At 61.5% G+C, this 13,229-nt stretch carries 10 protein-coding genes; 5 read left to right on the top strand and 5 right to left on the bottom strand.

Annotated elements, in window-relative coordinates; all coding sequences use genetic code 11:
• The first annotated feature begins 9 nt into the window (after positions 1-9).
• From hslU to AC13QO_RS23490, 4 genes are all read left to right on the top strand, one after another.
• Positions 10-1,317, top strand: a complete 1,308-nt coding sequence (gene hslU / locus AC13QO_RS23505; protein ID WP_064708200.1) for an ATP-dependent protease ATPase subunit HslU — start codon at positions 10-12, stop codon at positions 1,315-1,317.
• Positions 1,318-1,505: 188 nt separating this feature from the next.
• Positions 1,506-2,453, top strand: coding sequence for a DUF1402 family protein (locus AC13QO_RS23500; RefSeq protein WP_488542008.1), 948 nt, complete (start codon positions 1,506-1,508; stop codon positions 2,451-2,453).
• A gap of 48 nt (positions 2,454-2,501) precedes the next feature.
• On the top strand, positions 2,502-3,914 hold the full coding sequence (locus AC13QO_RS23495) for a cytochrome P450 (protein ID WP_488542007.1): 1,413 nt from the start codon (positions 2,502-2,504) through the stop codon (positions 3,912-3,914).
• Positions 3,915-3,998: 84 nt separating this feature from the next.
• Positions 3,999-6,170, top strand: a complete 2,172-nt coding sequence (locus tag AC13QO_RS23490; protein WP_488542006.1) for a malate synthase G — start codon at positions 3,999-4,001, stop codon at positions 6,168-6,170.
• A gap of 69 nt (positions 6,171-6,239) precedes the next feature.
• Here AC13QO_RS23490 and AC13QO_RS23485 read toward each other — a convergent pair whose 3' ends face one another.
• The gene (locus tag AC13QO_RS23485; RefSeq protein WP_011423457.1) at positions 6,240-6,923 is read right to left on the bottom strand and encodes a L,D-transpeptidase; all 684 of its coding nucleotides are present in this window, start codon (positions 6,921-6,923) and stop codon (positions 6,240-6,242) included.
• Positions 6,924-7,102: 179 nt separating this feature from the next.
• Between AC13QO_RS23485 and AC13QO_RS23480 the strand changes: the two genes are divergently transcribed.
• Positions 7,103-7,597: an MmcB family DNA repair protein gene (locus AC13QO_RS23480; protein WP_011423458.1), complete on the top strand. Its 495-nt coding sequence runs from the start codon at positions 7,103-7,105 to the stop codon at positions 7,595-7,597.
• A gap of 12 nt (positions 7,598-7,609) precedes the next feature.
• On the opposite strand, the gene AC13QO_RS23475 is transcribed toward AC13QO_RS23480, so the two are convergent.
• The 4 genes from AC13QO_RS23475 to lhpI all read right to left on the bottom strand — a co-directional run bounded on the left by AC13QO_RS23475 (position 7,610) and on the right by lhpI (position 13,016).
• A complete protein-coding gene (locus AC13QO_RS23475; RefSeq protein WP_285193321.1) occupies positions 7,610-8,188 on the bottom strand; it encodes an ActR/PrrA/RegA family redox response regulator transcription factor in 579 nt (192 codons plus the stop codon).
• 68 nt (positions 8,189-8,256) lie between these two features.
• Positions 8,257-9,585 carry an ActS/PrrB/RegB family redox-sensitive histidine kinase gene (locus AC13QO_RS23470; protein ID WP_085776464.1) on the bottom strand — a complete coding sequence of 443 codons (1,329 nt, stop codon included), beginning with the start codon at positions 9,583-9,585 and terminating at the stop codon, positions 8,257-8,259.
• A 21-nt stretch (positions 9,586-9,606) separates the two neighbouring features.
• Complete coding sequence (gene hrpB / locus AC13QO_RS23465) at positions 9,607-12,072, bottom strand: ATP-dependent helicase HrpB (protein WP_488542005.1); 2,466 nt, start codon at positions 12,070-12,072, stop codon at positions 9,607-9,609.
• Positions 12,069-13,016: a bifunctional Delta(1)-pyrroline-2-carboxylate/Delta(1)-piperideine-2-carboxylate reductase gene (lhpI, locus tag AC13QO_RS23460; RefSeq protein WP_488542004.1), complete on the bottom strand. Its 948-nt coding sequence runs from the start codon at positions 13,014-13,016 to the stop codon at positions 12,069-12,071. The genes hrpB and lhpI overlap by 4 nt, the downstream gene beginning before the upstream one ends.
• Positions 13,017-13,229: the final 213 nt, after the last annotated feature.

Below are 13,229 nucleotides of genomic sequence, written 5' to 3'. Positions count from 1 at the left end.
TGATACGCAATGACGACCTTTTCCCCCCGCGAGATCGTTTCCGAACTCGATCGCTACATCATCGGCCAGCATGATGCCAAACGCGCCGTCGCGATTGCGCTGCGCAACCGCTGGCGTCGCCAGCAGCTCGACCCGAGCCTGCGCGACGAAGTCATGCCGAAAAACATCCTGATGATCGGTCCGACCGGTGTCGGTAAAACGGAGATTTCCCGCCGTCTGGCAAAACTCGCCGGCGCGCCTTTCATCAAGGTCGAAGCCACGAAGTTCACCGAAGTCGGCTATGTCGGCCGTGATGTCGAGCAGATCATCCGCGATCTGGTCGAGGTCGGTATCGGCCTGGTGCGCGAGAAGAAGCGGGCCGAGGTGCAGGCCAAGGCGCATGTGAGCGCCGAGGAGCGTGTGCTCGATGCGCTGGTCGGCACCACCGCTTCGCCCGCCACCCGCGAAAGTTTCCGCAAGAAGCTCAGAGACGGTGAGCTCGACGACAAGGAAATCGATATCGAGGTGGCCGATGCCGGCTCCGGCATGGGCGGCTTCGAAATACCCGGCATGCCGGGCGCCAATATCGGCGTGCTCAACCTGTCGGAAATGTTCGGCAAGGCAATGGGCGGACGCACTAAGAAGGTGCGCACGACGGTCAAGGCTTCTTATACCGATCTGATTCGCGATGAATCCGACAAGCTGATCGACAACGAGGTGATCCAGCGCGAGGCCGTCCGCTCTACCGAAAATGACGGCATCGTCTTCCTCGACGAGATCGACAAGATCGCCGCCCGCGACGGCGGCATGGGTGCCGGCGTTTCACGCGAAGGTGTCCAGCGCGACCTGCTGCCGCTCGTCGAAGGCACGACGGTCTCGACCAAATACGGGCCTGTGAAGACGGACCATATCCTCTTCATCGCCTCTGGCGCCTTCCATGTCTCCAAACCCTCGGATCTCTTGCCGGAGCTGCAGGGCCGCCTGCCGATCCGCGTCGAGCTGCGCCCGCTGAACAAGGAGGATTTCCGCCGGATCCTGACAGAGACCGAAGCGAGCCTCATCCGCCAGTACCGGGCGCTGATGGAAACCGAAAATCTGAACCTCGATTTCACCGAGGACGCGATCGACGCATTGGCTGATGTCGCCGTGCATTTGAACTCCTCGGTCGAGAATATCGGTGCGCGCCGCCTGCAGACGGTGATGGAGCGGGTTCTGGACGATATTTCCTACAATGCGCCGGATCGGGCAGGGGCAGCCATCACGATCGATGCAGCCTATGTGCGAGAACATGTAGGCGATCTCGCGCAGAATACCGACCTGTCACGCTTCATTCTGTGATATCGGCGCACCGGCTCGTGGCTTTACCGATGTGAATGCCGCATTCTGTTGACCTTGACTATCGACAGCGGGCCTTTTCCTTTTTAGTGAAGGCCCGTTTTGTTTTCCGCTACGGCTTTATTCGGCCAAGATTCTGGTCCAGTCAGCCGCATCGCGAACAGGACGATGAACGGACGGGATAGCGGATCGTGCGACGCCTTTTGACAAGCCTTTTGATTGCCGTTGCCCTGGTGAATTCGGCGCCGGCCTTCGCCATGCAGACGGTGCCGGCCGGCAATCGCCACGCTGAGCAGCCCGATATTCCCGGCGCGTCCGTCCGCCGCACCAAGGGCACCAAGAGCAGCTTCGATCTGAAATATGAGAAGGTCCATGAGCTTCTTGCGACCGATCGCGAGCTGATGGCCAAGATCCGCAAGGTCTCCAGCGCTTACGGCATCAATCCCATCCATGTCGTCGGCGCGATCGTTGGCGAACACACCTATAATGTCGACGCTTACGACAGGCTGCAGGCCTATTATGTCAAAGCCGCTTCCTATGCCGGGGAAAGTTTCCGCTTCGCCTATGACGGCGAAAACGTCGACGATTTCGTGGCGCGGCCGCAATTTGCGCAGTGCAAGGGCAAGAGTGATTCCTACGCGCTCTGGTCCTGCCGGGAAGATGTCTGGGAAAGCGATTTCCGCGGCAAGACCGTGGGCGGCGAGAGCTTCCCCAACAATCGCTTCAGTGCGGTCTTCTTTCAGCCTTTCTATGCCGGCCAGACCTTCGGCCTCGGTCAGGTCAATCCGCTGACGGCGTTGATGCTCTCCGATCTCGTCAGCCGCGTCTCCGGCTATCCGAAGCTGAACGAGAAGAATGCCGGCGAGGTCTATAAGGCGATCATGGATCCAGATATCTCGCTCGCCTTCGTCGCGGCCTCGATCCGCCGGTCGATCGACGATTACAAGGAGATTGCCGGCATGGATATCTCGGGCAATCCCGGCCTGACGGCGACGCTGTATAATGTCGGCAATTCCCGCCAGCGTGCCGCAGCCCTTGCGGCGAAAAACCGCTCTTCCGGTGCGACCGTTTGGCCTGAAGAGAATTATTACGGCTGGCTGATCAACGACAAGCTGGACGAACTCAAGGGCCTGCTCTAGCTTCAAGCTTGCCGGGAAGGCGTCGCTCTTCCCCGAAAGGCTTTGACGATGGACATGCGTCCGGACCCCTTCGTTCCGCCGGCACCGCTGCCGCGCACCGTGCCGCCGAGCCGGCTGGATATCATCCGAATCATCCTGCGCAACCCGCTCGAACTCTGGGGCGAGCCCTCCTATACGCTACCCTGGATCAAGACGAGTTTCTTCGGGCAACACACCCTCATCGTCAACGATCCCGGCTTGATCAAGCACGTGCTGGTCGACAATGCCGCCAATTACCGCATGTCCGACATTCGCCAGCTGGTGTTGCGGCCAATCTTGCGTGACGGGTTGTTGACGGCGGAAGGCCAGGTCTGGAAGCGATCGCGAAAGGCGGTCGCGCCAGTCTTCACGCCGCGCCACGCCAAGGGCTTTGCCGGCCAGATGCTGCGGCAATCGGAAGATTTCGTCCGCAAATACGAGAACGGCGAGGCGGCTGGTCAAATTTTCGACATTGCCACCGACATGACCGATTTGACCTTTGCTATCCTTGCCGAAACGCTCTTCTCCGGCGAAATCATCTCGTCGAGCGGCCATTTCGCCGACGACGTCAACCAGCTTCTCCACCGGATGGGCCGCGTCGACCCGATGGACCTGCTGCGCGCGCCCTCCTGGGTGCCACGCCTGACCCGTATCGGCGGTCAGAAGGTGCTGGAAAAATTCCGGGCCATCGTCCGCGATACCATGGATGTGCGTCTGGCGAAGATGAAGGCCGATCGCGCCGCCGCACCGGAGGATTTTCTGACGCTGCTCCTGGAACAGGCAGGTCCGGATGGCCTGACCAAGGAGGAGATCGAGGACAATATCCTGACTTTCATCGGAGCCGGCCACGAGACGACGGCGCGTGCGCTTGCCTGGACACTTTATTGTGTGGCCAACAGCCCGCATATTCGTGAGGCGATGGAGACGGAGATCGATGCCGTCCTGGCGACTGGAGCCGAACCAGTGGAATGGCTGGATCTGATGCCGGTGACGCGGGCGGCCTTCGAAGAGGCCCTCAGACTTTACCCGCCGGCTCCTTCGATCAATCGCGCCGCCATAGCCGATGACCTCTGGACGAATGCCAAGGGCGAAAAGGTCGAAATACCGGCGGATATTACTGTGCTGATCATGCCGTGGACGCTGCATCGCCACGAACTTTATTGGGAAAAGCCGCGCGCCTATATGCCGGAGCGCTTCCTGCCGGAAAACCGCGGCAGCATCGGCCGGTATCAGTTTCTGCCGTTCGGCGCCGGCCCGCGCGTCTGCATCGGCGCGACCTTCGCGCTGCAGGAGGCGGTGATCGCACTGGCCGTGATGATGCGCCGTTTCCGTTTCGATCAGACGGCAACCACCAACCCTTGGCCGGTGCAGAAGCTGACGACTCAGCCGCAGAACGGGCTTCCCATGCGCGTGACGTCGCGCATAATTTCCGGAACGGCATAAATCTTTCGAACTATTGCGGAATTGACTGTGAATGAAAGCCGGGCAAAGTGGCAGCATTCACAGGCGCTGCCAGGGAGAATACGCATGAGCCGCATTGATAAGAACGGTCTTGCCATCGAAACCGTCCTTCACGATTTCCTGACGCAGGAGGTTCTGCCGGGTCTGGCGATCGATGTGGACAGATTCTTTGCCGATTTTTCGGCGATCGTTCACGATCTCGCCCCGCGCAATCGCGCACTGCTGGCCAAACGCGACGAGCTGCAGACGAAGATTGATGACTGGTATCGCCAGCATGGCGCCCCGTCGGATATGGACGACTATCAATCCTTTCTCCGTAGCATCGGCTACCTTCTGCCGGAAGGATCGGACTTCCAGGTCTCGACCGAAAACGTCGATCCCGAGATCGCCTCGATCGCCGGTCCGCAGCTCGTCGTTCCCGTGATGAATGCCCGCTACGCTTTGAACGCCGCCAACGCTCGCTGGGGCTCGCTCTATGATGCGCTCTATGGCACCGACGCCATTCCCGAGAGCGACGGCGCCGAGAAGGGTAAGGGGTATAATCCGAAGCGCGGCGAAAAGGTCATCGCCTGGGTGCGAGATTTCCTCGATACGGCGACGCCGCTGCAGGACGGCAGCTGGAAGGATGTCGGCAGCTTCGCCGTCAAGGACGGAATGCTCGTCGTCAGATCGGTGGACGGCGAGCAGACAATGCTCAGAGACGGCCGGCATTTTGCCGGCTATCGCGGCGATGCCACCATGCCGAGCCATATTCTCCTGAAGAACAACGGCATCCATATCGATATCGTTATCGACCCGACGACAGCGATCGGTAAGGCCGATCCGGCCCATATTTCCGATGTCTGGCTGGAATCGGCGATCACCACGATCATGGACTGCGAGGATTCGATTGCAGCCGTCGACGCCGAAGACAAGGTGATCGTCTATCGCAACTGGCTCGGCTTGATGAAGGGCGATCTGCAGGAAGAGGTGGCAAAGGGCGGAACGACCTTCATCCGCAAGCTCAACCCGGATCTGGACTATACGGGCCCGGATGGCGCTTCGTTCGAGGTGCATCGCCGTTCGTTGATGCTGGTGCGCAATGTTGGCCACCTGATGACCAATCCCGCGATCCTCGACAAGGACGGCAACGAAGTGCCCGAGGGCATCATGGATGCCATCATCACTGCCCTGATCGCGCTTTACGATATCGGTCCCGCCGGCCGGAAGAAGAATTCCCGCACCGGCTCCATGTATGTGGTGAAGCCGAAGATGCATGGGCCAGAAGAGGTCGCCTTCGCCGTCGAGATTTTCTCCCGGGTCGAAGACGCGCTCGGCATGGCGCGCAACACCATCAAGATGGGCATCATGGACGAGGAGCGGCGCACAACGGTCAATCTCAAGGAGTGCATTCGTGCCGCCCGCGAGCGCGTCGTCTTCATCAACACCGGTTTCCTCGACCGCACCGGCGACGAGATCCATACTTCGATGGAAGCCGGTCCGATGATTCGCAAGGGCGATATGCGCCAGGCAGCGTGGATATCGGCCTATGAGAACTGGAACGTTGATATCGGTCTGGAATGCGGCCTTTCCGGCCACGCCCAAATCGGCAAGGGCATGTGGGCGATGCCGGATCTGATGGCGGCGATGCTGGAACAGAAGATCGCCCATCCCAAGGCCGGCGCGAACACCGCCTGGGTGCCGTCGCCGACGGCCGCAACCCTGCATGCCACCCATTATCACCGCGTCAACGTCGCCCGGGTTCAGCAGGGGCTGGAGGACCGGGCTCGCGCAAAGCTTTCCGACATTCTCTCCGTGCCGGTTGCGGTGCGGCCGAACTGGACTCCCGAGGAAATCCAGCGGGAACTCGACAACAATGCCCAGGGTATCCTCGGTTACGTCGTGCGCTGGGTCGATCAGGGCGTCGGTTGCTCGAAAGTGCCCGACATCAACAATATCGGCCTGATGGAGGATCGCGCCACGTTGCGCATTTCGGCCCAGCACATGGCGAATTGGCTGCATCACAAAGTCGTCACCGAAGCTCAGATCGTCGAAACGATGAAACGCATGGCTGCCATCGTCGATCGACAGAACGAATCCGATCCGGCCTACCGGCCGATGGCGGCCAATTTCGATGATTCGATCGCCTTCCAGGCCGCCCTCGATCTCGTCCTGAAGGGCAGGGAGCAACCGAACGGCTATACCGAACCGGTGCTTCACCGCCGCCGCCTCGAGCTCAAGGCGAAACAATCGGTGTAACCGAGAATACGAAAAAGCCGCCGGAACGACAGTCCGGCGGCCCTTTTTATACCGAATTCGGTATCTAGCCTACTGGATGACGATGACCTTGGAGGTCCCCTTGCCGGGGCGGACGCGGCTGTAGAGGTCGATGACGTCCTGGTTCATCAGGCGAATGCAGCCCGAGGAAGCGGCGGTGCCGATCGAAGCCCATTCCGGCGTGCCGTGCAGGCGGAACAGGGTGTCCTTGCCGTCGTCGTTGAAGAGATACATGGCGCGCGCGCCGAGCGGATTGCTGAGACCGGGGCCCATGCCCTCCTCGACGTATTTGGCGACGTCGGGGCGGCGTTCAGCCATTTCCTTCGGCGGGTGCCAGGTCGGCCATTCCTGTTTCCAGGCGACATAGGCAGTGCCGGCCCATGCGAAGCCCTGCTTGCCGACGCCGATGCCGTAGCGCATCGCCTTGCCGTTCGGCAGGATGTAATAGAGGAAGCGCTCGCGCGTATTGACGATGATGGTGCCTGGACGCTCGGTGGTCTGGTAGCTGACGACCTGGCGGCGGAACTGCGGCTTGACCCTGTCGATCGGGATCGCCGGCAGGGAGTATCCGGCGTCCTTCGTCACGCCATAGGCGTCGTTGAAGATTTGAGCTGTCTGTACCGTCGGGCCTGCGCCCTTGTCGTCGACGGATGCGCTTTCGGAATTGGTGGAGCAGCCGGCCAGTGCGAGTGTCGTCAGCAGGCCAAATACAGGGAATGCGTTGCGGATGCGCATAGATAACTCTTGAAGTTTTCGGGCGAGGAGAACAGTCTTTCGACCATCGTTGATTATGGTTTATTTTCGATTAACTTGCGCTTTGCAAGACTGCTTCGGCGCGAGGAATCCGTCTGCCGCGCAAATTAAAAGCGCATGGTTTTTTTGCAACAACACACCCGGCTCGGCGATGGTTATCCATGACGATTTTGAGCGTTTACAATAACAATCCGTTAATCGATGGCCGGCAATCGGACAGGGCCATGATGGTGCGGCGCGGAACGCAGATATTGCTGCACGAAATGCGCCATGCGGTGCTGCCGGAACTGCCGCTCGCCAGCGGCCGCCGCGCCGATCTGATCACGCTTTCGGAAAAGGGCGAAGTTTGGATCATCGAAATCAAGACATCGATCGAGGATTTCCGGGTGGATCGCAAATGGCCCGAATACAGGCTGCATTGCGACCGCCTGTTCTTTGCGACTCATGAAGGTGTGCCGCTTGACATCTTTCCCGAGGAATGCGGGCTCTTCCTCTCAGATGGCTATGGCGCCCATATGATCCGCGAGGCGCCGGAACACCGCATGGCACCGGCCACGCGCAAATCTGTCACGCTCAGTTTCTCGCGCGCCGCTGCGCAAAGGTTGATGATGGCCGAATGGGCGAACGGAAAACCATTCACTGTGGATGATGTCTGACGAAGGTTTCTTCTATTTCGGCGCGCGTTTGGCAAGTATGCGCTGCAGCGTTCGCCGATGCATGTTGAGCCGACGTGCTGTTTCCGAGACATTGCGCTCGCACATCTCGTAGACCCGCTGGATGTGTTCCCAGCGCACCCGATCGGCCGACATCGGATTCTCCGGCAGCTCGGCCTTTTCGCCCGGCCGTTGCGTCAGCGCTGAAAAGACCTCGTCGGCATCCGCGGGCTTGGCCAGATAATCGACGGCTCCGAGTTTTACGGCCGTCACCGCTGTTGCGATATTGCCGTAGCCGGTCAGCACGATGATCCGGGTATCGTCGCGCCGCTGCCGGATCGCTTCGATGACGTCGAGGCCGTTGCCGTCGCCGAGGCGAAGGTCGACCACCGCATATTTCGGCGGCCTGCCTTTCGATTTCGCAACGCCTTCCGCCACTGATTCGGCCGTCTCCACCTCGAAACCGCGCGTCTCCATCGCCCGTGCGAGACGGCGCAGGAAGGGCCCGTCGTCGTCGACGATCAGCAGGCTGGCGTCGGGCCCGATATGGTCTTCATCCGGTGCGGCGAAATTTCCATGATTCTGTTCTGTCATCGTCTCGGGTCCCGGCGGTTGCGCCTGATCCTGGGCAACCGTTTCTCATTCTACTTATGCCCACAAACTCATTTTGTCGAATTTGCGTCGATCAGCATTCGCGGCCATTCGATGCGGATGCGCGCGCCGGCTCTTTCCGGCTCTCGGTTCTCGAAAACCAGCGATGCGCCCGAGCGCTCCAGCAGTGTCTTGGCGATGAAAAGTCCGAGCCCGAGGCCGCCGGCCGTATCTTCCTTCTGCCGCTTGGTCACATAGGGCTCGCCGATGCGCGTCAGGATGTCAGGCGAGTAACCATTGCCGTCGTCTTCGATGACGATCAATACTTTGTCTTGATCATGCTCGACGGTCACGGTCACTTTCTCCCTGGCATAATCGACGGCATTTTCGATGAGGTTTCCGAGCCCGTACATGATGCCGGCATTGCGATCGGTGACCGGCTCGCTCTTGCGCGGGCTCTTCTCGATGAGCTCGAGTGTGATGCCGAATTCCCGGTGCGGTGCGACAACTTCTTCGATCATGGAGGAAAGCGGCAGCCGGCGCATATGCGCCTCTCCTTCGGAGGAGAGCGTCGTCAGCCGCCGCAGAATGTCACGGCAGCGTTCGCTCTGGCTTCGCAGCAGCATGACATCCTCGCGAAAGCGATCATCATCCTTGAGCTCGCGCTCCATTTCCTTGGCGACGACGCTGATCGTGGCAAGCGGCGTGCCGAGTTCATGAGCGGCGGCCGCAGCCAGACCGTCCAGCTGCGAAAGATGCTTTTCCCGCTGTAGCACCAGTTCGGTCGCGGCGAGCGCATCGGCAAGCTGGCTCGCTTCCATCGAGACGCGATAGGCATAGAAGGCGGCGAAGGCCATGGTCGAGGCGATCGAGCACCAGACGCCGAACTGCATGACATTATGGACATTGATCTCGACGCCGTCGAACCAGGGCAGCGGGAAAGGCGAAAAGGCAAGCACTGTAATGCAGACCATGGCAAAGCCGATCAGTGCCGTGCTGTAGCGGATTGGCTGTGAGGCGAAAGAGATGATGACGGGCACGCAGACGAGTGCGGCGAACGGATTGGCGAGGCCGCCCGTGATGAAGAGCAGCGCGCAAAGCTGCAGAAGATCGAAGCCGAGCAAAGCGAAGGCGGCCGGCGGCTCCAGCCGATGCGTCGGCGGATAGCGGATTGTCAGGTAGAAATTCACCCAGGCAAGGGCGGCGATCAGCAAAGAGCTGGCGATCAGCGGCAAGGGAAATTTCAGCCAGAAGGCGACGATGAACACCGTCAGTGCCTGGCCGCCGACCGCAAGCCAGCGAAGCCGCACCAACGTCTGTAGCCGCAGCCTGCGGCTGCTGTGCCGGTCTTCCAGCGTATGGCTTTCGGTCTTGTCGATGACACCGGGCTTGTCGATCATTCCGGGGCTCCTTGATGGCTCTCATGTACCACGTGGTTTTGCCCGTGTCGTCGGCAGCGCCTCTTCCGGCCGCTCCGGCCAGGGGTGGCGGGGATAGCGTCCACGCATCTCGGCGCGCACGTCCTTCCATGAGCCCACCCAGAAGCCGGGCAGGTCGCGTGTCGTCTGGATCGGCCGGTGCGCCGGTGACGTCAGCTCCAGGAGTAGCGGCAGGCGGCCTCCGGCGACCGCCGGATGCTGCTTGAGCCCGAACAGCTCCTGCACGCGGATCGTCAGGACCGGCTCCTCGCCTTCATATTGGATGGGATGTTTTTGACCGGTCGGCGCCTCGAAATGCGTTGGCGCAAGCCGGCTAAGATCGCGCTGCAGCTCGTGTGGTACCAACGACATCAGGCCGTTCGAAAGCCCGGCCGCAGAAACCTCGGAAAGGCTACGGGCATCCTCCTGGAAGGGAGCGAACCAATCTTCCAGCCGAGAAAGCAGAGCATCGTCGCTGACATCGGGCCAGGGATCACCGATCGTCCGATGAAGAAAACCGATCCGTTCGCGAAGCTGCATGGCCTCCTTTGAGAAGGCGAGCTGATCAAGCCCCAATTCGCGCACGCCCTCTATCAGCGCCTGAGTGACGGCGGCTCCGGAAGGACGCGGCAAGGGCGTCTCTTCGAAGACGATTGCGCCAAGCCGAGTTGCCCGCCGCGCCCGCACCTGCCGGCTTTGCCGGTCGAAGAATATCTGGTCATCGGTTCTGATCTCGCCAGGCAGTTCGGCTTCGATATCCGCACGTGTCACTTCCGCCGCCGCCAGAATCCGCCCCTGCGCCGCGCGCCCGGTGAGATCGGCGATGACGAGCATCTGGCTGCCGGCGAGCCGCTCGGTCTCCGGCAGTTCCGCTCCCCGCCCGTTCACCATGACGAATCGCCCGCGCCCCCCGCGCTGAAGCGCGATCCGATCTGGGAATGCGTGCAGCAGCAGCTGACCCGCCAATACGGGTGCGGCTGTTGTGACGGGATCGAGGCCGGCGGCCAGCCGCCCCGCCAGCCGCCGCGAGGCGTCGGCTCTGTCACCGCGCTCGGCTTTGAATCGCCGCAGCCGGTCGTCAATGTCGATGCTCGATCCGCCAAGCCCCTGTTCGGTCAGGAGCACGGCAATCATCGCCGCCTCCCGGGCATGGCCCGATTCGCCTGATGAGACGACCATGGCGGCAAGTCGCGGCGGCAAAGCGAGATCGCGCATCATCTTGCCACGGGCAGTCAACGCGCCATCCTTGTCGAGCGCTCCGAGCTGACCGAGCAGCGCCCGCGCTTCCTTAAGCGTCGTTTCCGGCGGCAGATCGACGAAGGCAAGGGATGCGGGATCCTGGACCCCCCAATGCGCGAGATCGAGCACCAGGCCGGAGAGGTCGCTGGAGAGGATCTGCGGCGGTGTGAAAGCCGGCAGTGCCGCCGTCTGCCCCTGGTGCCACAGCCGGATGGCGATGCCGGGCTCGGTTCGTCCCGCGCGGCCGGCCCGCTGATCGGCCGAGGCTCGCGACACCCGCACCGTCTCGAGCCGCGTAATCCCGGTCGAGGCCTCGAAGACCGGCAGACGCTGCAATCCGCTGTCGATCACGATCCTAACACCGTCGATGGTGATCGATGTTTCGGCGATCGAGGTGGCAAGAACGATCTTGCGCATTCCCTTGGGCGCCGGGCGAATCGCTGCATCCTGCTCCTTCTGGCTAAGATTGCCATAGAGAGGGGCAATCAAGGTTTCGGGCCCGAATCGCCCCTGCAGGCGCTCCACGGTGCGCGTGATTTCCGCCTGGCCGGGCAGGAAGGCGAGGATAGAGCCGTCCTCATCGGCGTGAGCCTCGATAATCACCCGCGAGACGGCGTCCTCGATGCGCTCGCCGCCGGCCCGGTCCTGATAGCGGATATCGATCGGAAAGCTGCGTCCCAGGCTCTCGATGATAGGCGGGTTATCGAGCAGGGCGGCCACACGCTCCACGTCGAGCGTCGCCGACATCACCAGGACGCGCAGATCCTCGCGCAACGCTGACTGCACGTCGAGCGCCAGCGCCAGCCCGAAATCGGCATCGAGCGACCGCTCATGGAATTCGTCGAAAAGCACGGTCGAGACGCCGGTCAGTTCCGGATCGTCGAGGATCATCCTGGCGAAAACCCCTTCTGTCACCACTTCGACCCGGGTCGCCGCCGATATCCTGCTGTCGAGGCGCATACGGTAGCCGATCGTTTCGCCCACCTTTTCGCCGATGAGCGACGCCATCCGGCTGGCTGCGGCTCGCGCCGCTAGCCGCCGCGGTTCGAGCAGGATGATCTTGCCGTCGCCGCGCCAGGGCTGATCGAGCAGGTAGAGCGGCACCAGCGTCGTCTTGCCGGCGCCGGGAGGCGCGGAAAGAACGGCGCGTCGCTGCTCGGCCAGCGCCGCCGCGACGGCTGGCAGGACATGCGAAACCGGAAGCTCCGGCAATGATGCAGGGATCGTCACTTGCGGCCCGCCACCGTCTCATAGGCAAGGATGGCGCCGGCGAGATCCTCGAGTGCTGCGCCGACCGATTTGAACAGTGTAATCTCCTCATCATGGCTTCGTCCGCCATGTACGCCGCTGACGAGTTCGGCAAGCTCCGATTGGATATCGTTCATGTCAAGCACGCCGCTTTTAATCGGCTGAACGATATCGCCGGCCTCGCTGGTGGCGCCAGCGCGGGTATCGACATGGACCGGAGCGCGGCGAATGGCTTCGTCGTCGCTTTCGCGCATGCTCGGTTTGAAGGCGCCAACGAGGTCGAGATGTGCGCCCGGCTTCAGCCATTCGCCCGATACCAGCGGTTCGCTGGAAAGTGTGGCGCAGGAAATGATGTCGGCTGTCCGTGCCGCCGCTTCCCTGTCGGTGACGGCTCTAGCATCGAAGCCCAGCACTCGCGCTTCCGCCGCGATCTTCTCCGCCGCCTGCGCGTTGCGTCCCCAGATCCTGTATCTCTTTATGGGCCGGGTCGTGCCGTGGGCGAGCATCAGGTTGAGCGACAGCCGCCCGGTTCCGCAGACGAGCAGTTCTTCCGCATCCGCTCGGGCGAGATATCGGGCGGCGAGCGCCGATGCCGCCGCTGTCCGCCGCGCCGTCAGCTCGCCGCCGTCGATCACGGCCAACATCTCGCCGGTCGCGCCTGAGGAAAGAAGATAGGTCCCTGAAATTGCCGGCAGGCTTCGCTGTGCATTGCCGGGAAAGACCGAAACCATCTTCACCCCGGCATAACGCCCGGGAACCCAGGCCGGCATCAGAAGCAGCGTTGCGTTCTCTTCACCGGGTACGTCCATCTCGTGGTGATGGCGCACCGGCATCACGCACTCGCTCGCAAACATGGCGGCGATCGCTTCGATCAGCTCGGGCCAGGGCAGGGCCGCGCGCGTCTGTTCTTCGTTGAGGACAAGCATTCTTCACTCCGCCGGATCGTTCTTTCGGCCAAATTAGCGAGGGGCGTACGTGAGACGCAAGCGCCCTGGAATTACAGCTGCAGGTTTCCCATATAGGTCATGACAACGCCTTCGAAGCGATTTGTCCGAGATTCGGTTAAGACAGACCCTCAGAACTGCCCAATCGGGCGGCAATTTTGCGGGTTTTCAAAGACGGTAACAAAAAGCTAAGCA

It is taken from the genome of Rhizobium sp. CNPSo 3670, from assembly GCF_057784555.1.
The sequence above is the reverse complement of the archived record's forward strand: the minus strand, read 5'-3'. Positions and strand labels throughout refer to the sequence as shown.